The sequence below is a fragment of the Rubrimonas sp. genome (assembly GCF_036788415.1).
Taxonomy (GTDB): Bacteria; Pseudomonadota; Alphaproteobacteria; order Rhodobacterales; family Rhodobacteraceae; genus Rubrimonas.
Window position 1 is genome coordinate 1 of the sequence record NZ_DAIQNN010000009.1, and the last position, 21,368, is coordinate 21,368.

At 71.4% G+C, this 21,368-nt stretch carries 22 protein-coding genes; 15 read left to right on the forward strand and 7 right to left on the reverse strand.

Going from position 1 to position 21,368, the window contains the following annotated elements:
- The 4 genes from V7Q31_RS04055 to V7Q31_RS04070 form a co-directional block, all read right to left on the reverse strand.
- A partial coding sequence (locus V7Q31_RS04055; protein WP_333832394.1) for an HAD family acid phosphatase occupies positions 1–477 on the reverse strand: 477 nt, incomplete at its 3' end.
- Between the two features lie 147 nt (positions 478–624).
- The gene (locus V7Q31_RS04060) at positions 625–1,149 is read right to left on the reverse strand and encodes a CinA family protein (RefSeq protein WP_333832395.1); all 525 of its coding nucleotides are present in this window, start codon (positions 1,147–1,149) and stop codon (positions 625–627) included.
- Entirely contained in the window at positions 1,146–1,643 is a 498-nt protein-coding gene (locus V7Q31_RS04065) for a phosphatidylglycerophosphatase A family protein (RefSeq protein ID WP_333832396.1), read from the reverse strand. Before V7Q31_RS04065 ends, V7Q31_RS04060 begins: the two co-directional genes overlap by 4 nt.
- Positions 1,640–2,818, reverse strand: a complete 1,179-nt coding sequence (locus V7Q31_RS04070; RefSeq protein WP_333832397.1) for a bifunctional 2-C-methyl-D-erythritol 4-phosphate cytidylyltransferase/2-C-methyl-D-erythritol 2,4-cyclodiphosphate synthase — start codon at positions 2,816–2,818, stop codon at positions 1,640–1,642. Before V7Q31_RS04070 ends, V7Q31_RS04065 begins: the two co-directional genes overlap by 4 nt.
- A 112-nt stretch (positions 2,819–2,930) precedes the next feature.
- Here V7Q31_RS04070 and dusB point away from each other — a divergent pair, with 112 nt between their 5' ends.
- From dusB to aat, 15 genes are all read left to right on the forward strand, one after another.
- Positions 2,931–3,920 (forward strand): tRNA dihydrouridine synthase DusB, encoded by a 990-nt coding sequence (dusB, locus tag V7Q31_RS04075; RefSeq protein WP_333832398.1) that lies wholly within the window; start codon positions 2,931–2,933, stop codon positions 3,918–3,920.
- On the forward strand, positions 3,917–5,011 hold the full coding sequence (locus V7Q31_RS04080) for a two-component system sensor histidine kinase NtrB (protein ID WP_333832399.1): 1,095 nt from the start codon (positions 3,917–3,919) through the stop codon (positions 5,009–5,011). Before dusB ends, V7Q31_RS04080 begins: the two co-directional genes overlap by 4 nt.
- A complete protein-coding gene (gene ntrC / locus V7Q31_RS04085; protein ID WP_442976335.1) occupies positions 5,008–6,468 on the forward strand; it encodes a nitrogen regulation protein NR(I) in 1,461 nt (486 codons plus the stop codon). The genes V7Q31_RS04080 and ntrC overlap by 4 nt, the downstream gene beginning before the upstream one ends.
- 34 nt (positions 6,469–6,502) lie before the next feature.
- Complete coding sequence (locus V7Q31_RS04090) at positions 6,503–8,803, forward strand: sensor histidine kinase NtrY-like (RefSeq protein ID WP_333832400.1); 2,301 nt, start codon at positions 6,503–6,505, stop codon at positions 8,801–8,803.
- Positions 8,800–10,200 carry a nitrogen assimilation response regulator NtrX gene (gene ntrX, locus V7Q31_RS04095; protein WP_333832401.1) on the forward strand — a complete coding sequence of 467 codons (1,401 nt, stop codon included), beginning with the start codon at positions 8,800–8,802 and terminating at the stop codon, positions 10,198–10,200. The genes V7Q31_RS04090 and ntrX overlap by 4 nt, the downstream gene beginning before the upstream one ends.
- Positions 10,201–10,219: 19 nt before the next feature.
- Positions 10,220–11,596: a Trk system potassium transporter TrkA gene (trkA, locus tag V7Q31_RS04100; protein WP_333832402.1), complete on the forward strand. Its 1,377-nt coding sequence runs from the start codon at positions 10,220–10,222 to the stop codon at positions 11,594–11,596.
- A 166-nt stretch (positions 11,597–11,762) separates the two neighbouring features.
- Positions 11,763–12,002 carry an RNA chaperone Hfq gene (hfq, locus tag V7Q31_RS04105; protein WP_333832403.1) on the forward strand — a complete coding sequence of 80 codons (240 nt, stop codon included), beginning with the start codon at positions 11,763–11,765 and terminating at the stop codon, positions 12,000–12,002.
- A 39-nt stretch (positions 12,003–12,041) separates the two neighbouring features.
- On the forward strand, positions 12,042–13,382 hold the full coding sequence (hflX, locus tag V7Q31_RS04110) for a GTPase HflX (protein WP_333832404.1): 1,341 nt from the start codon (positions 12,042–12,044) through the stop codon (positions 13,380–13,382).
- Positions 13,383–13,469: 87 nt separating this feature from the next.
- The gene (locus V7Q31_RS04115; protein WP_333832405.1) at positions 13,470–15,866 is read left to right on the forward strand and encodes a ligase-associated DNA damage response DEXH box helicase; all 2,397 of its coding nucleotides are present in this window, start codon (positions 13,470–13,472) and stop codon (positions 15,864–15,866) included.
- Positions 15,867–16,061: 195 nt separating this feature from the next.
- Positions 16,062–16,268 (forward strand): 50S ribosomal protein L32, encoded by a 207-nt coding sequence (gene rpmF / locus V7Q31_RS04120; RefSeq protein ID WP_333832406.1) that lies wholly within the window; start codon positions 16,062–16,064, stop codon positions 16,266–16,268.
- 49 nt (positions 16,269–16,317) lie between these two features.
- Complete coding sequence (gene plsX / locus V7Q31_RS04125) at positions 16,318–17,385, forward strand: phosphate acyltransferase PlsX (protein WP_333832407.1); 1,068 nt, start codon at positions 16,318–16,320, stop codon at positions 17,383–17,385.
- Positions 17,382–18,365, forward strand: a complete 984-nt coding sequence (locus V7Q31_RS04130) for a beta-ketoacyl-ACP synthase III (RefSeq protein WP_333832408.1) — start codon at positions 17,382–17,384, stop codon at positions 18,363–18,365. Before plsX ends, V7Q31_RS04130 begins: the two co-directional genes overlap by 4 nt.
- 97 nt (positions 18,366–18,462) lie before the next feature.
- On the forward strand, positions 18,463–18,762 hold the full coding sequence (ihfA, locus tag V7Q31_RS04135) for an integration host factor subunit alpha (RefSeq protein WP_333832409.1): 300 nt from the start codon (positions 18,463–18,465) through the stop codon (positions 18,760–18,762).
- Entirely contained in the window at positions 18,759–19,265 is a 507-nt protein-coding gene (locus tag V7Q31_RS04140; RefSeq protein ID WP_333832410.1) for a MerR family transcriptional regulator, read from the forward strand. The genes ihfA and V7Q31_RS04140 overlap by 4 nt, the downstream gene beginning before the upstream one ends.
- A 77-nt stretch (positions 19,266–19,342) precedes the next feature.
- Positions 19,343–20,011, forward strand: a complete 669-nt coding sequence (gene aat, locus V7Q31_RS04145) for a leucyl/phenylalanyl-tRNA--protein transferase (RefSeq protein ID WP_333832411.1) — start codon at positions 19,343–19,345, stop codon at positions 20,009–20,011.
- On the opposite strand, the gene V7Q31_RS04150 is transcribed toward aat, so the two are convergent.
- The 3 genes from V7Q31_RS04150 to V7Q31_RS04160 are packed head-to-tail and all read right to left on the reverse strand — an operon-like array spanning position 19,960 to position 21,324.
- Positions 19,960–20,487 (reverse strand): DUF2155 domain-containing protein, encoded by a 528-nt coding sequence (locus tag V7Q31_RS04150; protein ID WP_333832412.1) that lies wholly within the window; start codon positions 20,485–20,487, stop codon positions 19,960–19,962. The two genes, aat and V7Q31_RS04150, sit on opposite strands and share 52 nt — an antisense overlap.
- A complete protein-coding gene (mlaD, locus tag V7Q31_RS04155) occupies positions 20,484–20,933 on the reverse strand; it encodes an outer membrane lipid asymmetry maintenance protein MlaD (protein WP_333832413.1) in 450 nt (149 codons plus the stop codon). Before mlaD ends, V7Q31_RS04150 begins: the two co-directional genes overlap by 4 nt.
- A 10-nt stretch (positions 20,934–20,943) precedes the next feature.
- On the reverse strand, positions 20,944–21,324 hold the full coding sequence (locus tag V7Q31_RS04160) for an NADH:ubiquinone oxidoreductase subunit NDUFA12 (RefSeq protein WP_333832414.1): 381 nt from the start codon (positions 21,322–21,324) through the stop codon (positions 20,944–20,946).
- Positions 21,325–21,368 lie beyond the last annotated feature (44 nt).

The following is a 21,368-nucleotide window of genomic DNA, read 5'->3' on the forward strand; positions in this document are numbered from 1 at the left end:
GCCGAGCGCCTTCAGATGGCCCATCGCGTAGTCATAGGTGTTCTCGCCCTGCTCGCGGCTGGTGATGTAGAACACCTCGACGCCGTTCTCGGCGCAGAAGTCGAGGAATTCGCGGGCGCCTGGGGCGGCGACGATCCCGTTGGTCGGGATCCACGAATCCCAGATCGGATCGTCGAAGAAATCGATCCCCTGCGCGACCAGATGGCCCCAGTATTCGAGCGGCTGCAGGATGGTGTCGTCCATGTCGGTGACCACGGCGAGCGGTCGGTCGCCCTCCTTGCGCGCGGCGAGCGCGGCTTCGACATGCATGCGCGCGACGTTGAAGCCCTGATGATAGAGCGCGCGGTACTCGGCGGCGGTCTGCTTCCAGGCGACGGCGTAGAGCAGCGGGTTGGCGAAGGTCGGGTCGGCCTGTTCCTGCGCTGCGGCGGGCAGGGCGAGAGCGGCGGCGAGAAGCGGGGCGGCGAGAATGCGCATGGAGGCCTCCGGCGGCGGTTTGCGGGACGTCCCGGGTAGCCGCAGGGGGCGACGTTATCGCGACCGGACGGCGACGATGGCGTGACGCTTTCGGGTTCCGCAGCGGCGGGCGCGCGCGGGGCGAAACGGAAGGCCGAGCGCCGCGCCTCAGCTCTTCGACGGCTTCGGCGCCGTCTCCGGCCCCGACGCCTCGGCCGCGTCCGACAGCATGTCGAGCGCCTGACCGACGCTCGCCTCGCGGACCCTGGCCCGGCCCAGCGCGCCGAACTCGCGCCGCGTCTCGACCGTGTCGGCGCCGCGGCGCGCGCAGGCGAAATGCACCAACCCCTCGGGCTTGCGGTCCGAGCCGCCGGGGCCGGCGACGCCGGTCACCGCCACCGCCACATCGGCGCGCGAGGCGGCGAGCGCGCCTTCGGCCATCGCGCGGGCCACCGCTTCGGACACCGCGCCGAAGCGCGCGATCAGATCGGGCGGTACGCCGAGCAGGTCGGATTTCGCCTCGTTGGAATAGGTGACGAAGCCGCGCTCGACCACTGCGGAGGAACCGGGAATGTCGGTCAGCGCCGCAGACACCAGCCCGCCGGTGCAGCTTTCGGCCAGCGCGACTTTCAGCCCGCGCGCCTTCAGCGCGGTCAGCGCGGCGCGGGCCTTCGCCTCGTGGAGCCGCGTCACAGCAGCGCCCCATGCGCGACGATGGCGGCGGCGGAGGCTACGAGGGCGGCCATGACGCCGGCGGCGACGTCGTCGAGCATGATCCCCCAGCCGCCGGGCAGGCGCTCGATCCGCCGGATCGGCGGCGGCTTGAGGATGTCGAAGAAGCGGAAGGCGGCGAAGCCCAGAACCCAGCCCGGCCAAGGAAATAGCGAACTCGGCTGGTCCATCAGCCACAGTCCCAGCGACAGCGGCCAGAGCGCGATCAGCATCCCGACCACTTCGTCGATCACGACTTCGCCGGGATCGGCGACGCCCGCCTGCGCCGCATAGGCCGCGCTCGCCCAGACGCCGAGCGCGAAGAGCGCCGCCGTGGCGCCGGCCATCAGCGGGAATCCCCCCGCCGCGTGCAGGCCCCAGGCCAGCGGGATGGCGGCGAGCGAGCCCCATGTGCCCGGCGCTTCGGGCAGGCGGCCGATGCCGAACACCGTCGCGGCGAGCGCGATCCCGTTCATTCGACATGCCCGGCGACTGGCCCCACCAGCGCGGCGGCGGCTTGCGCGGCGATGCCTTCCGCGCGCCCGGTGAAGCCGAGGCGTTCGGTCGTGGTGGCCTTGACGTTGACGCGCTCCGGCGCGCAGCAGGCGATCTCGGCGATGCGGGCGCGCATCGCATCGGCGTGCGGGCCGATCTTCGGGCGCTCGCAGATGACCGTGACGTCGAGATTGCCGACGCGATAGCCGCGCGCCTGCGCCAGATCGAGCGCATGACGCAGGAACTGGTCCGACGCCGCGCCCTTCCATTGCGGGTCCGACGGCGGGAACCAGCGCCCGATGTCGCCGAGCGCGAGCGCCCCGAGCACGGCGTCGGTCAGCGCGTGCAGCGCCACGTCGCCGTCCGAATGGGCGAGAAAGCCCCGGTCGTGCGGCACTTTCACGCCGCAGAGCATCAGATGGTCGCCGGGACCGAAGGCGTGCACGTCGAAGCCCGAGCCGATCCGCGTCTCCATCGCTCTCTCCGCTGCGATCAGCCGCTCGGCGCGGGCGAAGTCGCCGGGCCGGGTGATCTTGAAATTGTCCGCCTCGCTCTCGACCAGCGCGACGCGCAGCCCGGCGCGGCGGGCGATTTCGGCGTCGTCCGGCGCGATGGGGTCGGCGTTGGCGCGGTGGGCGGCGAGGATCGGGGCGAAGCGGAAGCCCTGCGGCGTCTGCGCGCGCCATGCGCCCTCGCGAGGGATCAGATCGCCGCAGGCCCCGTCCTCCTCGCGGCGCAGCGCGTCCACGATGGGGATGGCGGCGCAGGCGCCGGGGGCGTCGGCCAGCGCGTCGATCACCGAGTCGATCACGCGCAGAGAGACGAAGGGGCGGGCGGCGTCGTGGATAAGCACGGCGTCCGGCGGGTCCCCCGCCAGCGCCTCGAGCGCGCGCAGCACGCTGTCGGCGCGCTCGGCGCCGCCTTCGACCACGCGGATCGGCTTGGCGGCGGGCAGGGCGCGGGTGGCGGCGTCGTAGAAGGCGCGGTGCTCGGGGCGGATCGCGACGCAGAGATCGCTCACGCGCGGCGCGTCGAGAAACCGCGCCATGCTGCGGGCGAGGATGGCCGCGCCTCCGACTTCGCGATACTGCTTCGGCGGGCCGTCGCCGGCGCGCACGCCCTTGCCCGCCGCCACGATCACCGCACTCACCCGCATGCGCGTTTTCCGCCCCGCTCTGCCGACTTTCGCGCCGCGACGCTAATCGCGGCGCTTGCCGGGGGCAAGGCGGCGCGGTATTGCCTTAATTGATGCACAAGGATTAGGCGCGATGCCCTTCTCTGTCGGAAACCTCGCCATCCGCTCGCCCGTTCTGCTCGCGCCGATGGCGGGGATCACGGACGCGCCCTTCCGCCGGCTGGTCGCGCGCTTCGGCGCGGGGCTCGTCGTCTCGGAGATGGTGGCGAGTCGCGAGATCGTGGAAGCGCACAAGGGCGCGCGCGCGCGGGCCGAGATCGGCGGGACCGGCGGCGTGCCCACCTCCGTCCAGATCGCCGGGCGGGAGGCGCGCTGGATGGCAGAGGCCGCCCGCATCGCCGAGGCGCGCGGCGCCGATCTCATCGACATCAACATGGGCTGCCCGGCCAAGAAGGTCACTGGCGGCTGGTCGGGCGCGGCGCTGATGCGCGCGCCCGACCACGCGCTATCGCTGATCGAGGCGGTCGTGAAGGCGGTGCGCGTTCCGGTGACGCTGAAGATGCGCCTGGGCTGGGACGCGGACGAGATCACCGCGCCCGACCTCGCGCGGCGCGCGGAGGAGGCGGGCGTCGCGATGATCGCGGTGCATGGGCGCACGCGAGCGCAGTTCTACAAGGGGCGCGCCGACTGGGCTGCGATCGCGCAGGTGCGGCGGGCCGTCTCGGTTCCCCTCGTCGCCAATGGCGACGTGACCGACGCGGCGAGCGCGCAGGCGGCGCTGGCGGCGTCCGGTGCGGATGCGGTGATGGTCGGGCGGGGCGCGCAGGGCGCGCCGTGGGTTCCGGCGCGGATCGCGGCTGCGCTGGAGGGGAGGGCTTTCGCCGAACCCGGTCTCGCGGCGCGGCGCGACCTGATCCTCGAGCATCGCGAGGCGATGCTCGGCTTCTACGGGCGGGAGTTAGGGGTGCGGGTCGCGCGCAAGCATCTGGTCTGGGCGCTGGAGCGCATCCCGGGAATGCAGGCGACGGCGCGCGCCGTCGTGCGGCTCGACGCGCCCGAGGCAGTGGCGGGGGCGCTGCGCGATGGGTTCGCTGCGGCGATGGACGAAAGGGCGGCGGCGTGAACTCGGTCGATTTCGAAGCGGTCTGGAATGCGCTGCCGCAGCCTGCGCTGCTGTTCGGCCTCGACGACGCGGTGATCGCGGCGAACGCCGCCGCCGAGGCGTTTTTCTCGTCCTCGGTCGCGCACCTCATGCGCCGCAGGCTCGGCGACTTCGCCTCCGAAGCGAGCCGGCTGGCCGATCTGGCGGCGCGCGCGCGCTCGGGCGCGGTGTCGCTTGCGGACCGCGGGATCGAGCTGATCGCGCCCGACGGCAAGCCGCGCACGGTGGACGTGCAGCTCGCGGCGCTCGACTCCGAGGGCGGGGGGCTCCTGCTCCTGATCCAGCCGCGCTCGATCGCCGAGCAGATGGACCGCTCGCTGACCCACCGCGCCGCCGCCCGCTCGGTGACCGGCATGGCGGCGATGCTCGCGCACGAGATCAAGAACCCGCTCGCCGGCATCTCGGGGGCGGCGCAGCTGCTGGAGATGTCGCTCGGCGACCCGGAGCGCGAGCTGACGACGCTGATCCGCGAGGAGAGCAAGCGGGTGGAGAAGCTGCTGGAGCGCGTCGAGGCCTTCGGCGACACCCGGCCCCGTCCCAAGGCGCCGCTCAACATTCATGACGTGATCGACCGCGCCCAGCGCGCCGCCGAGGCCGGGTTCGCGCGGCATGTGCGCTTCTTCACCGAATTCGACCCGTCGCTGCCGCCGATCCCCGGCGACCCCGACACGCTGATGCAGGTGTTCCAGAACCTGTTGAAGAACGCCGCCGAGGCGACGCCGCAAGTCGGCGGCGTGATCATGATCCGCACCGCCTACAGCCCTGGCGTCGCCATCGCGGGTCTGGGCGGCGGGCGCGAGAGCGTGCCGTTGCTCGTCAGCATCCAGGACAACGGCTCGGGCGTGCCGCCCGAGATCAAGCCCGACATCTTCGAGCCTTTCGTCACGTCCAAGGCGGCGGGCTCCGGGCTCGGCCTCGCGCTCGTGTCGAAGGTCATGGCCGATCATGGCGGCGTCGTCGAATGCGACAGCGAACCTGGCTGGACCGTGATGCGTCTGCGCTTTCCCGTCTGGCGCGAGGCGCGCAGCAAGGTGAAGGAGACGGCCCGATGACCCTGCCGAGCCTGGGGACGGTCCTGCTGGCCGACGACGACCGCGCGATCCGCACGGTGCTGACGCAGGCGATCACGCGGGCGGGGTGCCGGGTGCGCGCCACCGGCTCGGCCAATACGCTGTGGCGCTGGGTCGAGGACGGGGAGGGCGACCTCATCGTCACCGACGTGGTGATGCCCGACGGCGACGGGCTCGACCTGTTGCCCGCGATCAAGCGCAAGCGGCCCGACTTGCCGGTGATCGTGATGAGCGCGCAGAACACGGTGATGACCGCCATCCGCGCCGCCGAGGCCGGGGCCTACGAATACCTCCCCAAGCCCTTCGACCTGAAGGAAGTCCTCGCCCATATCCGCAAGGCGTTGAGCGCCAAGGGCGCCCGCGGCGCCGGCGAGGCGGCCGAGCCCGCACGCGACGAGGCGATGCCGCTGATCGGCCGCAGCCCCGCCATGCAGGACGTCTACCGCATCATGGCGCGGCTGATGAACACCGACCTCACCGTGATGATCAACGGCGAGAGCGGCACCGGCAAGGAGCTGGTGGCGCGCGCGCTGCACAATTTCGGGCGGCGCAAGACCGGGCCGTTCGTCGCGATCAACATGGCGGCGATCCCGCGCGATCTGGTCGAGTCGGAGCTTTTCGGTCATGAGCGCGGCGCCTTCACCGGCGCGACCGAACGAATGAAGGGCAAGTTCGAGCAGGCGCAGGGCGGGACCCTCTTTCTCGACGAGATCGGCGACATGCCGCCCGAAGCGCAGACGCGGCTGCTGCGGGTGCTGCAGGACGGCGAGTTCACCACGGTCGGCGGACGCACGCCGATCAAGGCCGATCTGCGCATCGTCGCCGCCACCCATCAGGATCTGCGCGAGCTGATCGCCGAAGGGCGCTTCCGCGAGGACCTGTTCTACCGCCTCAACGTCGTGCCGATCCGCCTGCCGCCGCTGCGCGAGCGCGTCGAGGACGTGCCCGACCTCGCGCGCGCTTTCCTGCGCCGGGCGGAGGCCGAAGGCCTGCCGCGCAAGTCGATCTCGCAAGCCGCGCTCGACCTGTTGCGCGGCCAGAGCTGGCCCGGTAACGTCCGCGAGCTTGAGAACCTGATGCGGCGGCTCGCCGCGCTCTGCGCCGACGACATGATCGACGCGGCGATGGTCGAGCAGGAACTCGCCGCGCGGCCCTCCTCGGCGAGCGAGGTGGGGCCGGAGGGCGGCGACACGCTGTCCTCGGCGGTGGAGGTCCATCTTCGGCGCTATTTCGCCCTGCATGGCGACCAGTTGCCGCCGCCGGGCCTCTACGACCGGGTGCTGCGCGAAGTCGAATTGCCGCTGATCGCGCTGACCTTGTCGGCGACCCGGGGCAACCAGCTGAAGGCCGCCGACCTGCTCGGGCTCAACCGCAACACGCTGCGCAAGCGCATCCGCGAACTTGACATCCCAGTCACGCGGGGCAAGAAACTGATGTAGCCGGGCAACACTTCGTCCGGTTGGGCGGGGGCGAATGGCGCGCGCAGGCACAGCAGACGGCGAGTTCGCGTCCTCCGACGCCGGAGCGCCGGCGGGCGAAGCGTTGGGCGACGCGACGCGCGAGCCGCCCCGCCTCGCCACTCGCACGCGGGCGCGGCTGACGCTCGCTCTGGCGCTCCTCGGGCCTGTCTTCGGGCTGGCGACGGCGCTGGTGCTGCGCGACGCGCGCGAAGGGATCGCCGACAGCGCGCTGGTGCGCACCGTGCTGCTCGCCGATCTGGCCTACATCCTCGTGCTGATCGGTTTGATCGCCTGGACGATCTCGCGCGCGGTGGCGGCGCGGCGGCAGCGTTCGGCGGGCGCGAAGCTGCATCTCCGGCTGACGGGGCTGTTCTCGCTGGTCGCGCTCGCGCCGACGATCATGGTGGCCCTGTTCGCGACGCTGACGGTCAATTTCGGCATGGAGAGCTGGTTCTCGGCGCAGGTCGGAAGCGTCGTGCGCAATGCGCTGCAGGTCGCGCAGGCCTATGAGCAGGAGCATCGCGGCTCGATCCGGGGCGACGCGCTGGCGATGGCGAACGATCTCAACCGCGCCGCTGGCCTCGGCATCGACGACGCCGCGCTGGTCGAGCTGGTGCGCCAGCAATCGATCCTGCGCGAGCTGCCCTCGGCCTATGTGCTCGACGGCGACGGCGACATCCTCGCGCGCGGCGAGTTCAGCTATCTGTTCACCCTCACCCGCCCGACGCCGGAGCAGTTCGCGCAGGCGCGCGCGGGCGAGCTGGTGCTGATCGACGACACCGAGAACAACGAGCTGCGGGCGCTCGTGCATCTGACCTCCTTCATCGACAGCTATCTGTTCATCACCCGCCGAATCGAAGGCGACGTGCTGCTGCTGCTCGACGAGACGCGGGAGACCGTGGCGCTCTACGAGCGGCTCGAGCGCGAGCGCGGGCGGGTTCTGTTCGACTTCGCGCTGCTCTATCTGGGGTTCGCGGCGCTGGTGGTGCTGGCCGCGGTGTGGATGGGGATGTGGCTCGCCGAACGGCTTGCGCGCCCGATCGGGCGGCTGGCGGGCGCCGCCGAACGGGTCGGCGCCGGCGATCTCGATTTGCGCGTCAAGGAGGAGAAGGGCGACGACGAGGTGGCGATCCTCAGCCGCGCCTTCAACCGCATGACCGGACAGCTCAAGGGCCAGCGCGACGCGCTGATCGACGCCCACCGCGAGACCGAGCGTCGCCGCCGCTTCACCGAAGCCGTGCTGTCGGGGGTCAGCGCCGGGGTGGTCGGGCTCGACGCGCAGGGCAAGGTCGAGCTGATCAATGGCGCGGCCGCAGCGATGCTCAGCCTCGACTCCGAGGCCGCGCGTGGACGGCGGCTCTGCGAGCTCGCCCCGGCGCTGGGCGAGCTCTTGCGCCGGGCGGCCCGGACGCCGGGCGGGGCGGCGCAGGACCAGACGCATGTGGTGGGGCCGTCCGGCCCGCGCGAGCTGCTCGCCCGCGTCACGCCGCGCCCCGACGAGGAGGGCGGGGCAGTGCTGACCATCGACGACATGACCGAGCTCGTCGCCGCGCAGCGCATGGCGGCGTGGGGCGACGTCGCGCGCCGCGTCGCGCACGAGATCAAGAACCCGCTGACGCCGATCCAGCTCTCCGCCGACCGCCTGCGCAGCAAGTTCCGCAAGCTCGCCCCGGAGGATCGCATGGCGCTCGACCAGTACGCCGAAGTGATCATGCGCCAGGCCGCCGACATCCGCCGCATGGTGGACGAGTTCTCGCGCTTCGCCCGCATGCCGGAGCCCGACCAGAAGCCCGAAGAACTCGGCGCGATCCTGCGCGAGGCTGCGCTTCTGCTGCGCTCCGCCGAGACGGGCGTGCGATACGTCCTCGATCTGCCCGAGGTCGCGCTGACCGCGCCCTGCGACCGCGGGCTGATCGGACAGGCGATCGGCAATCTGCTCAAGAACGCGACGGAAGCCGTGCAGGCGCGACTGGCCGAAGAGGCGGGAGTGGCGGACGCGGCGGTCGGCGAAGTGCGCGTCAGCCTCGCGCGCGTCGGCGGCGGCGCGGTGATCGAGATCGCCGACAACGGGGTGGGCCTGCCCGAGACCGGGGTCGAACGGCTGACCGAACCTTACGTGACGACCCGCGCCAAGGGCACGGGTCTGGGGCTCGCGATCGTCAAGAAGATCGTCGAGCAGCATGGCGGCGCGCTGACGCTGGCGCCGGCGCCGCCTTTCGCCGAGGGGGCCCGGCGTGGCGCTCTCGCGCGCGTCTTTCTGCCGATGGGCGGCGCCGACGCGTCGCCCCAACAACACGGGCATGTGACTGCATGAGCGACATTCTGATCGTCGACGACGAGGCGGACATCCGCGACCTGATCGCGGACATCCTGCAGGACGAAGGCCACGCGACCCGCGAGGCGAGCGACGCCGACGGCGCGCTGGGCCAGGTGACGCGCCGGGCGCCGGCGCTGATCATCCTGGACATCTGGCTGCAGGGCAGCCGGATGGACGGGATCGAGGTGCTGAAATCGGTCAAGCGCGACAATCCCGAGATTCCGGTCGTCATCATCTCCGGACATGGCAACATCGAGATCGCGGTCGCCGCGATCCAGCAAGGGGCCTACGACTTCATAGAAAAACCTTTTACCGCCAATCAGTTGCTGGTCGTCGTGACGCGCGCGCTCGAAGCGCACAGGTTGCGGCGCGACATCGCGGCGCTGCGCGCGCGCGAGAGCGCGGACGCGGTGATGATCGGCGCGTCGCCGGCGATGGCAGGGCTCGCCGCGAAGCTTCAGCGGGTCGCCCGGACCCAGAGCCGGGTGATGCTGTCGGGCCCGCCCGGCTCCGGCAAGGAAGTCGCCGCGCGCAGGCTGCATGCGCTCTCGGATCGCGCGCAGGCGCCCTTCGTCGTGGTCAACGCCGCCTCCATCGAGCCGCAGCGCATGGAGGCGGTGCTGTTCGGGCAGGTCCATGAGGACGGACGTGTCGAGCCGGGGCTGTTCGAGCGCGCCCATCGCGGCCTGCTCTTCATCGACGAAGTCGCCGAGATGCCCGCCGCGACGCAGGCCAAGATCCTGCGCGTGCTGACCGATCAGTCTTTTCAGCGCCTTGGCGGCGGCGACGTCGTGCGGGTCGACGTGCGGGTGATCTCCGCCACCAACCGCGATCTGGAGGCGGAGATCGCGGCGGGGCGGTTCCGCGAGGATCTGTTCCACCGCCTCGCCGTCGTGCCGATCGAAGTGCCGGGGCTCGACGCCCGCCGCGAGGACATTCCCGCGCTGGTGGAGCATTTCAGCGGGCGGCTGACCCAGACCGAGGGTCTGCCGCGGAAGCCCTTCACGCCCGAGGCCCTCGCCTTTCTGCAAACCCGCGGCTGGCCCGGAAATGTACGCCAACTCAAAAACCTCGTCGAACGCCTTCTCATCGTGTGCGAAGGCGACGAGATCGGGATCGAGGACGTCTGCGGCGGCGGCGGCGACGGCGAGGGCGAGGGCGGCGGGGGGCTGAACGGGGTCATCGCCACGCTGCCTCTGCGCGAAGCGCGCGAGCTGTTCGAGCGGGAGTATCTGATCGCGCAGATCAACCGCTTCGGCGGCAACATATCGCGCACGGCGCATTTCATCGGCATGGAGCGCTCGGCGCTGCACCGCAAGCTGAAGTCGCTCGGGGTGACGACGGCGACGCGGGGCAGGGCGCGCATCGCCTGTTTCGAGGAAGACGAACTGTGAGCGCGGCGCAGGTGCGGCGATGAAGGTCATCGTCTGCGGCGCGGGCCGGGTCGGGGCCCAGATCGCGCGGCGGCTCTCCCAGGAGGGCAACGAGGTCACGGTGATCGACCAGGACCCGGCGCTGGTCAAGCGCCTGTCCGACGCCGACGACGTCGCCGGCGTCGTCGGCCACGCCAGCCATCCCGACGTGCTCGAGCGCGCCGGGGCCGCCGACGCCGAGATGCTGATCGCAGCCACCCAGATGGACGAGATCAACATGGTCGCCTGCCAGGTGGCGCATTCGGTGTTCAGCGTGCCGCGCAAGATCGCGCGAGTCCGCGCCCAGGCCTATCGCGAGGACCGCTGGTCGGACCTGTTCCGCCGCGAGCATATGCCGATCGACGTGGTGATCTCGCCCGAGGCGGAGGTGGCGCGGGTGGCGCTCGCGCGGCTCGCCTCGACCGCGGCCTTCGAGTCGCACGGCTTTCTGGAGGGGCGGGCACAGCTGGTCGCGCTCCATCTCGACAGCGCCTGCGCCGTGCTCAACACGCCGCTGCGCCAGCTGACGGAACTGTTCTCGACATTGCAGGCGATCGTCGTGGCGGTGCGGCGCGGCGACAAGCTGATCGTGCCCGAGCCGACCGACCAGCTCTATCTCGGCGACGACATCTACATCGTCGCGGCGAGCCACGACGTGCAGCGCGCGATGGGGATTTTCGGGCGCGAGAGCCCGCCGGCGCGACGGGTGGTGATCGTCGGCGCGGGCAATGTCGGGCTGACGGTGGCGCGGGCGCTGGAGTCCGATCCGCTCGGGGTGCGCGTGAAGATGATCGAGCGCAACCAGTCGCGCGCCGAATTCGCCGCCGAACGGCTGAGCCGCACCGTGGTGCTCAACGGCGACGCGCTCGACCCGGCGCTGCTCGACGAGGCCGGCGTGGGCGAGGCCGACGCCATCCTGTCGCTGACCGACGACGACAAGACCAATCTGCTGGCCTGCGCGCTCGGCAAGCAGTCGGGCTGCGGGCTCGCCATCGCGCTCACCAACGACGCGGTGTTCTCGGGGCTGACCGGGGCGCTGGGGGTCGACGCCTACATCAATCCGCGGGCCACCACCGTCTCGACGATCCTGCGCCATGTGCGGCGCGGGCGCATCCGCTCAGTCTACTCCATCGGCGAGGGCGAGGGCGAGGCGATCGAGGCGCAGGTCCTCGCCACCTCGCCGATCGCGGGGCGGAGGTTGCGCGAGGCGGGGTTCCCAAGCGGCTCCATCGTCGGCGCGGTGCTGTCGGGCGGGGCGCTGCGGATGCCGCGCGGCGATATGCCGATCGCGGAGGGCGACGTGCTGGTCGCGTTCTGCCTGCGCGATCAGGTCCCGAAGGTGGAGCAGCTGTTCCGCGTCAGCGTCGACTATTTCTGAGCGCGCTGATGCGTCAGCGCCATAGCGCGCGGCGGAGTGCCTAATCGGACTGTGCGGCTCTGGCTTTCGCTTCGCAGGCGCATCATATTGACGATCTATGACAAACCTGTCGTTGGCGGCGAGAAACACGTCAGCGGCGAAAAGAAAAAAAGGGCAGGCGAGACAAATGGCCTCCGACAAGCAAAGCCTTCAGGACACATTCCTCAATCACGTTCGCAAGAACAAGGTTCCGGTCACCATCTTTCTGGTGAACGGCGTCAAGCTTCAGGGTGTGATCACCTGGTTTGACAACTTCTGCGTGCTGCTGCGTCGCGACGGCCAGTCGCAGCTTGTCTACAAGCACGCGATTTCGACCGTGATGCCATCGCAGCCGATCAATCTTTATGACGGCGACGAACCTGCGTGAGCGCGTCCGCGCGGATGAACCGCTTGTGACGGCGGCGTCATGATTCGCGCCCATGTGGTCCATCCGCATCGCAAGGGCTCGGCGACGCGCCGCGATCCGCACACCGCGCTTGCGGAGTGCGTCGCGCTGACCACGGCGCTCGACGTCGATGTGGCGGGGGCGGAAGTCGCGCAGCTCGCGGCGTTCCGGGCCGGCGCGCTGTTCGGCGAGGGCAAGATCGCCGAAATCGGCGCGCGCATGAAGGAGGAAGGCGTCGAACTCGCCATCGTCGACGCGCCGGTGACCCCGATCCAGCAGCGGAATCTCGAAAAAGCGTGGAACGTCAAGGTTTTGGACCGCACGGGCCTGATCCTTGAGATTTTCGGCGAGCGCGCCGCGACCCGCGAGGGCGCGCTGCAGGTCGAACTCGCGCATCTGACCTATCAGAAGAGCCGCCTCGTGCGCAGCTGGACCCATCTGGAGCGCCAGCGCGGCGGCGCGGGCTTCATGGGCGGCCCCGGCGAAACCCAGATCGAGGCGGACCGGCGGCTTATCGAGGAGCGCATCCTGTCGCTGCGCCGCCAGCTCGACAAGGTCGTGCGCACGCGCGCGCTGCACCGCAAGGCGCGCGCCCGCACGCCGTGCCCGGTGGTCGCGCTGGTCGGCTACACCAACGCCGGCAAGTCGACGTTGTTCAACCGCATCGCCACGGCGGAAGTGCTGGCCAAGGACATGCTGTTCGCCACGCTCGACCCGACGATGCGGGCGGTTCGGCTGCCGTCGGGGCGCAGGATCATCCTGTCTGACACGGTCGGCTTCGTGTCGGACCTGCCGACGCAGCTTGTCGCTGCGTTCCGCGCGACGCTCGAAGAGGTGCTCGCCGCGGATCTGATCGTGCATGTGCGCGACCTGTCGCATCCGGAGACGACCGAGCAGAAGGCCGACGTGCTGGATGTTCTGGAGGCGCTCGGCGTCGCGCAGGAGAAGCGCGACGCGATGATCGAGGCGCGCAACAAGATCGACCTGATGCCGACGGAGGCGCGCGCAGCCGCGCTGACGGAAGCCGCGCGGACGCCGCGCGCGGTCGCAATCTCGGCGCGCGACGGCGACGGCGTCGACGCGCTGCTCGACGCGGTCGAGGCGGGTCTGAGCGAAGCGCGCGCGCCCGTGCGGGTGATGCTCGCAGCTTCCGATGGACGCGCGGCGGCGTGGCTGCATGCGCGCGGCGTGGTCGCAGCGCGGCGCGACCACGAGACCGGAGTGGAGATAGACGCGCTGATGTCGGAGCGTGAGCGCAGTCAGTTTCTCAAGGAGTTCCCCGGGGTCGAATTGGCGCCGGAGGCGGCGCAGGGGGATGCGCAGGAAGGCGACGACGCGCCTCCGGGGCAGTGGACGCCCTGAACTTGAATTACTCATAATTTCGCTTATGCGCGTTGTTCTGCGTCCGCGACGTTTGAGGCAGCGCGCCGCGCCGGCGAGTCCCCCCCGATGACCGCCGCGCTCCCACAAGCTTTCGCCGAGTGGTTCGCCGCGCGCGGATGGGCGCCCCATGCCCACCAGCTGGAGCTGATCGCGCGCACCGCACCGGGCGCCGCCGATCTGCTCGTCGCGCCGACGGGCGGCGGCAAGACGCTCGCGGGATTCCTGCCGTCGCTGATCGACCTCGCGCGCGCGAAGCGCGACGGTCTGCACACTCTCTACGTCTCGCCGCTGAAGGCGCTCGCCGCCGACATCCGTCGCAACCTCGCGGGCCCCGTCGCCGAGTTGGGCCTTGCGATCCGCATCGAGGACCGCACCGGAGACACCGCGGCGCATGTGAAGGCCCGCCAGCGCCGCGACCCGCCGCACATCCTTCTGACGACGCCGGAATCGCTGGCGCTGCTGCTGGCCTCCGACGCCGCGGCGAAGCTGTTCACGGGCTTGCGGGCCGTGGTCGTGGACGAGGCGCATGCGCTCGCCGAGACGAAGCGCGGCGACCAGCTCGCACTCTGCCTCGCGCGGCTCGAGACGCTTGCGCCCGCGCATCGCCGGATCGGTCTGTCCGCCACCACCGAGGACCCGCAGGCGCTGGCCGACTGGCTCGGGCCCGGCCGCACCCGCGTGCTCCGCGCGCCCGACGGCCCGCAGCCGCAGATCGAAATCCTCGACGACGCCGGCGATCCGCCATGGTCGGGCGGCGGCGGGCGTTATGCGGCGGCGTCGGTCTATGCGCGCGTCAAGGCGGCGCGCACCACGCTGATCTTCGTCAACACCCGCGCGCTCGCCGAACTGTTCTTCCGCGCGCTCTGGGAGATCAACGCCGACGATCTGCCCATCGCCCTGCACCATGGCAGCCTCGCGCGCGAGGCGCGCGCGCAGGTCGAGGCGGCGATGGCCGAGGGGCGGCTGCGGGCGGTGGTCTGCACCTCGTCGCTCGATCTCGGGATCGACTGGGGCGATGTGGACCTCGTCGTCCAGATCGGCGCGCCGAAGGGCGTGAAGCGGCTCGTGCAGCGGATCGGGCGGGCCAATCACCGCTTCGACGCCCCCTCGCGCGCGGTGATCGTCCCGGCCAACCGCATGGAGGCGCTCGAGTGCCGCGCCGCGCTCGAAGCCGCCCGCGACGGCGATCTCGACGGCGCGCCGCGCGAAACCGGGCGGCTCGACGTGCTGTGCCAGCACATCCTGCTCACCGCCTGCGCCGGACCGTTCGAGGCGGACGCGCTGTTCGCGGAGGTCCGCCGCGCCGGCCCCTACGCCGCCCTGCCCCGACCCGACTTCGACCGCTGCCTCGATTTCTGCGCGACCGGCGGCTACGCGCTGCGCGCCTACGACCAGTGGCGCAGGCTGGCGCAGGGCGCGGACGGGCTGTGGCGGCTGCGCGATCCGCGCGCCGCCCAACGCATCCGCATGAATGTCGGGACCATCGTCGAGGCCGAGACGCTGAAAGTGCGCGCAGGCGGCGCGCGCGGCGGCGGACGGCTGCTCGGCGAAGTCGAAGAAGCCTTCGCCTCCACGCTGCGCAAGGGCGACACCTTCCTGATCGGCGGCGAGGTGGTGCGCTTCGAGGGGATGCGCGAGCTGAGCCTCCAGGTCAGCAAGGCGGGCGGGTCGGAGCCGAAGATCCCCGTCTTCGCGGGCGGCAAGCTGCCGATCTCCACGCTGCTGGCCGATCGGGTGATGGCGCTGCTGAACGCGCCGGAGGGCTGGGCCGCCCTGCCCCGCCCGGTCGCCGACTGGCTGGCGCTGCAGGCGCGCGTCAGCGCGATGCCGCAACGCGACGCGTTGCTGGTCGAGACGTTTCCGCGCGCAGGGCGCTGGCACCTCGCCGCCTGGGGCTTCGCCGGGCGCAACGCGCATCAGACGCTGGGGCTTCTGGCGACGCAGCGGATGGAGCGGCTCGGGCTGGGGCCGCTGGGCTTTCTGGCCAACGACTACGCCGTGCTGATCTGGAGCCTCGACCCGGTGGACGACCCCGCCCCGCTCTTCGCCGCCGAGGGCTTGCGCGAGGGGCTCGACGAATGGCTCGGGGAGAGCAGCCTGATGAAGCGCGCCTTCCGACAGGTGGCCATCGTCGCGGGGCTGATCGAGCGGCGCCTGCCAGGGCTCGCCAAGTCCGGGCGGCAGGCGACGTTTTCTTCCGACATCCTGCACGACACGCTGCGCCGATACGACCCCGGCCATCTCATGCTCGAGGTCACGCGGCGCGAGGCGATGGGCGGGCTGGTCGATTTCGGGCGGATCGAGGCGCTTCTGGCGCGCATCGACGGGCGCATCCGCCATGTCCGCGCCGGGCGCGTCACGCCGCTGGCCGCGCCGCTTGTGATGGAGATGGGGCGTGAGCGCGTTGGCGGATCGGCGGAGGCGCGGCTGATCGAGGAAGAGATCGCGGCGATGTGGATCTGACGGCGGCGACTGCGCCCGCGCCGACGGAAACGACCCGCCGCCGCGCGCCGGGGACGTCCGCTCGGGCCTTGCGGCGGCGGCGCGCGTGGAGTATCAGGCGCGTCTCGCGCGACGGGCAGGAGTCGGGCGCGGACTGTCGTCCGCGCCCCCGGCGGCGCGCAGCGCGCGGAACCCGCGCATGTCGGAGGTTGAAACATGGCTGTTCCGCAGAACAGGAAGACGTCGTCCAAGCGCGACATGCGCCGCTCGCACGACGCGCTGGTCGCCGCGAACCCCAACGAGTGCCCCAATTGCGGGGAACTCAAGCGCCCGCATCATGTCTGCGGGGCCTGCGGCTGGTATGACGGGCGCGAAGTCGCCCCGGCGATCGCCGAGGCCGATCTCGAAGACGACGCCGCCTGATCCGCCGCGCCGCACTCCCCGTCTCCCCTCCGGGACCGACTCCGAGCCCATGACAGCGCAGGACGCGACCGACCCCCTTGCGATCTCGGTGGACGCGATGGGCGGCGACCGGGGGCCGGCGGTCGTCGTGGCTGCGCTGTCGAAGCTTCTCCGGCGCGAACCGGAACTGCGCATCGTCCTGCATGGCGACGAGGCGCAGCTGCGGCCGCTGATCCGGCGCTGGCGGCTCGACGCGCGGGTCGAGCCGCGCCACGCGCCCAACGTCGTCGGGATGGCCGACAAACCGAGCGCCGCGTTGCGCGCAGCCGACGGCACCAGCATGGCCGCGGCCCTCGACAGCGTCGCCCGGGGCGAGACGCAGGCCGCCGTCTCCTGCGGCAACACCGGCGCGCTGATGGCGATGTCGATGCTGCGGCTGCGCAAGGCGCCCGGCGTCGACCGCCCCGCCATAGCGGTGATGTGGCCCTCCGACAACGCCTCCGGCCATTCCATCATGCTCGACGCCGGCGCCGACATCCGCGCCGAGCCCGAGACGCTGGCGCAGTTCGCCGTGATGGGCGCGGAATACGCCCGCGTCGGGCTCGAGCTCGACCGCCCGCGCGTCGGCCTGCTCAATGTCGGCGCCGAGGAGACCAAGGGCCGCCCCGAATTGCGCGCCGCGCGCGAACTGATCGCCGCCGCCGCGAACGCCGGCGCCTTCGACTGGCGCGGCTTCGTCGAAGGCGGCGACCTGTTCGGCGACCGGGTGGACGTGATCGTGACCGACGGCTTCACCGGAAACATCGCGCTCAAGACCGCCGAAGGAACCGCAGCCTTCATCGGATCGCATCTGCGCGCGTCGTTCCAGCATGGGATCCTGTCGCGACTCGCCGCCCTCATGGCGCTCGGCACGCTGAAGCGGCTCAAGCGGAGGATCGACCCGCGACGCGTCAATGGCGGGGTCTTCCTTGGTCTGCGCGGCGCTGTCGTGAAGAGCCATGGCGGCGCCGATGCGACCGGCGTCGCCGCGGCGCTCGGCCTCGCCGTGCGGATGGCGCGCACCGGCTTCACCGCCCATGTCGCCGAGCGCATCGCCGCGATGCACGCGCCCGGGCCTGCGAAAGAGGCGATGGCATGAGCTGCTCCGCATTGCGCAGCGTCGCGCTCGGCGCCGGCGCCTATCTGCCGGAGCGCGTCGTGCCGAACGCCTGGTTCGAAGGCTTCCTCGACACCTCCGACGAGTGGATCGTCGCGCGCACCGGCATCCGCTCGCGCCGCTTCGCCGCCGAAGGCGAACTGACCTCCGACCTCGCCGTCGCCGCCGCGCGCCGCGCGCTGGCCGCGGCCGGGCGCGAGGCGGATTGCGTCGATGCGATCATCCTCGCCACCTCGACGCCCGACCACACCTTCCCTTCGACCGCGACCAAGGTGCAGGCCGCTCTCGGGGTGCGCCGCGGCTTCGCCTTCGACATGCAGGCGGTTTGCGCGGGCTTCGTCTTCGCGCTCGCCACGGCGGACGCGCTGCTGCGCACCGGTCAGGCGCGCTGCGCGTTGGTGATCGGCGCCGAGACCTTCTCGCGCATCCTCGACTTCGAGGACCGCACCACCTGCGTGCTGTTCGGCGACGGCGCCGGCGCGGTGCTGCTGGAAGCGGCGGAGGGAACCGGCGCGCCGACCGATCGCGGCATCCTGGCGGCGAAGCTGCATTCAGACGGCGCCTATCGCGACATCCTGCATGTCGATGGCGGCCCCTCCTCCACCGGCACGGCGGGCAAGCTGCGGATGGCGGGGCGCGAAGTCTTCAAGCACGCCGTGAACAAGCTCGCCGATGTCGCGCATGAGGCGATGGGGGCAGCCGGCGTGACGCCCGCCGAGATCGACTGGGTGGTGCCGCATCAGGCCAATGTCCGCATCATCGAGGCGACTGCGAAGAAGGCCGAAATCCCGGCCGAGCGCGTGATCGTGACCGTTGAGCATCACGGCAACACGTCGGCGGCGTCGATCCCGCTGGCGCTGGCGGCGGCGGTGGAGGACGGGCGGATCCGGCCCGGCGACCTCTTGCTGATGGAGGCGATCGGCGGCGGGCTGAGCTGGGGCTCGGCGGTGCTGCGCTGGTGAGGGCGCCGCGCCAAGACCCGCCGACAAGTCTCTGATATTGACATCCTTTCCGAAGCTTCCCAAACTCGGTGTCTGAAATCGGCGCGCGGAGGGGCGGATGACGGGAAGAACGGTGACGCGGTCCGACCTAGCCGAAGCGGTCTATCGGGAAGTCGGCCTTTCGCGCAACGACAGCGCAGAGATGGTCGAGAGCATCCTGCGCCATGTCTCGGACGCGCTGGTCGACGGCCAGACCGTCAAGATCTCGTCCTTCGGCGCTTTCGCCGTGCGCGACAAGGGCGCCAGGATCGGGCGCAACCCCAAGACCGGCGAGGAAGTGCCGATCGAGCCGCGCCGCGTTCTGGTCTTCCGGCCCTCGCACATCCTCAAGGACCGCATGAACGAGGCCGCGCAATGAGCGGAACTCCCCTGCCCTTCGACCCCGCCGACATGCCCGAAGACGCGACCGGGGCGGCGGGCGATCTGGCGCGGGTCAAGTCGGCCCAAGCCTTCCGCACGATCTCGGAAGTCTCCGAGGAACTCGACATCCCCGCCCATGTGCTGCGCTTCTGGGAGACCAAGTTTCCCGCGCTGACGCCCATGAAGCGCGGCGGCGGGCGGCGCTATTACCGCCCCGCGGACCTCGCGCTGCTGCGCGGCATCCGTGCGCTGCTCTACGATGAAGGGCTCACGATCAAGGGGCTTCAGAAGATGCTCCGCGAGCGCGGCGCGAAGCATGTTGTCGCGATCGGCGAAGGGCTCGAGAGCCCTATGATCGCCGAAGACGCGCCCGAGACCGACGCCGCGCGCCCGGTTGCGGCGCCGGTCGCCGCCCCGATGGGCGCAAGCGCCGGACCGGCCATTGAGGATGCGATCGCCCGGCTGGAGCGCCTGCGCGACCGGCTGCGCGCCGCCGTCTGACGGGGGCCGCGCCGCACGGGGCTTTACAGCGGCCTCTGCGCGGCGGATCATCGCAGGGCCCGGAACGGAGCCTGCGATTGCCCAAGGACGACGCGCCGCTCGAACTGACGCCGACCCTGATCCTGCGCGCCTATGCCGCCGGGGTGTTTCCGATGGCCGACGGGGCCGAGGCGCAGGGCGTCTTCTGGGTCGATCCCAAGCGGCGCGGCATCTTCCCGCTCGACGGCTTCCATGTGCCGACAAAGCTCGCCAAGCGGATGCGCAAGGGCGGCTACGAGGCGACGGTCGACCAGGACTACGCCGCCGTGCTCGACGCCTGCGCCGACCGCGACGAGACCTGGATCAACGGCGACATCCGCGCGCTCTATCTCGGGCTGCATCGGATGGGCCGGGCGCATTCGGTCGAGATATGGATGGACGGCCAGCTCGCCGGCGGGCTCTACGGAGTGCGGATGGGCGCGGCGTTCTTCGGCGAGAGCATGTTCCACCGCCGCACCGACGCCTCCAAGATCGCGCTGGTGCATCTGGTCGCGCGGCTGAAGGCGGGGGGCTTCACCCTGCTCGACAGCCAGTTCGTCACTGACCATCTCGCCCGTTTCGGGGCCTGCGTCGTGTCGCGGGCGCGCTATCACGCGATGCTGGACGACGCGCTGTCGCGGCAGGCGGATTTTTTCGCGCTCGACCGCGAGGGGCCTCAGGGCGCTTCGGCGGCGCGGGTGCTGCAGCTCGCGAGCCAGACGTCGTAACGGGGATGGTCGAGCGCCGAGAGCGCGGGGCTGTCGGCGAACATCCACCCTGAAAAAACCGGCGCGTCCGGGGTCTTGTCGTCGGCGATCACGATGAAGGCGACGTCGCCGCCCGGGCGGCGTTCGCAGATTCGGACCGTGATCGTCAGCCGCTCGTAGCGCGTAGGATCGCCGAGCTGCGCCCCGAATTGCGTCGTGAGCCCGGAGAACTTGTCGAGCGCGCGCACCTGCACGCCGGCGGAGGGCGGCGGCGCGCGTGGGGCGTCCGGGGCGACCGGGGCCCCGGGCGCAGTGAGAGCGGCGGAACGGGGCGCTTCGCTCGGGCGGGGGCGCGGTCGCGCCGCGCGCTCCACGGCCCCGGTTTCGGAGACCACCGGCGCGGGTTCGGCCTCCCGCCCCGCCTCCTGCGCCGCTACCGGCCCGGCGGCCAGCAGCAGGACGGCGCCGAGCCTCGCGGCGCGCGCCGACGCGGTCAATCGGACCCTGTCGTCGCGCTGATCGCCCGACCGATCAGGTCGAGCAGGCTGACCGAGCCTTGCGTGTAGCCGAACTCGTCGCCCGGCTCGAGCATGAACTCCGCCCCGCCGGGCTGGATCGCGATATGCGCGCCGCCGAGAAGACCTTCGGAGGCGATGGTCGCGGCGCTGTCCTCGGGCAGGCGGACGTCCTCGCGGATCGCCATCACGACGCGCGCCTGATAGGTCTCCGGGTCGAGCGCGACCGAGCGCACCGAGCCGACTTTCACGCCCGACACCCGGACGTCGCCGCCGACCCCGACGCCTTCGGCCTTGCGGAACTGCGCGGACAGCTCGTAGGCCCCGCCCATCCGCACGTCGGCGGTCTGCGCCGCATAGACCATGAAGCCGGCGGCTGCGGCGATCACGACCGCGCCGACGGCGATCTCGGCTGCGTTTGAGGCCATCCTAGCGCTCTTATTCCGGGGTCCAGGGCTGATAGTCGCCGCCCGCCGCGGGACGCCGCGCCGGCGTCAGCACCGAGCCGGGCGGGCGATAGGCGAGGTCCGTGCCGGTGCGGTTGGGCAGGTGCCCCTTCTCCCACGGCTTGCGCGGCAGCGGCTGGTCGGTCGGGGGCGTGTCGAAAGTATGGTGCATCCAGCCGTGCCAGTCGGGCGAGATGCGGCTCGCCTCGGCCTCGCCATTGTAGATCACCCAGCGACGCCCCCCGTCGGCGGTCTGGTAGAACCGGTTGCCCTCGGAATCCTCGCCGACGAAGCGCCCATTGCGCCGCGTGAACAGCATGGTGCCGACCGTATGGCCGTTCCACCATGTGAAGAAGCGGTCGATGACGCCCATCTGCGATCCCCTCCGGCGAGCCCCGGCGCTGCGCCGCGGACTAT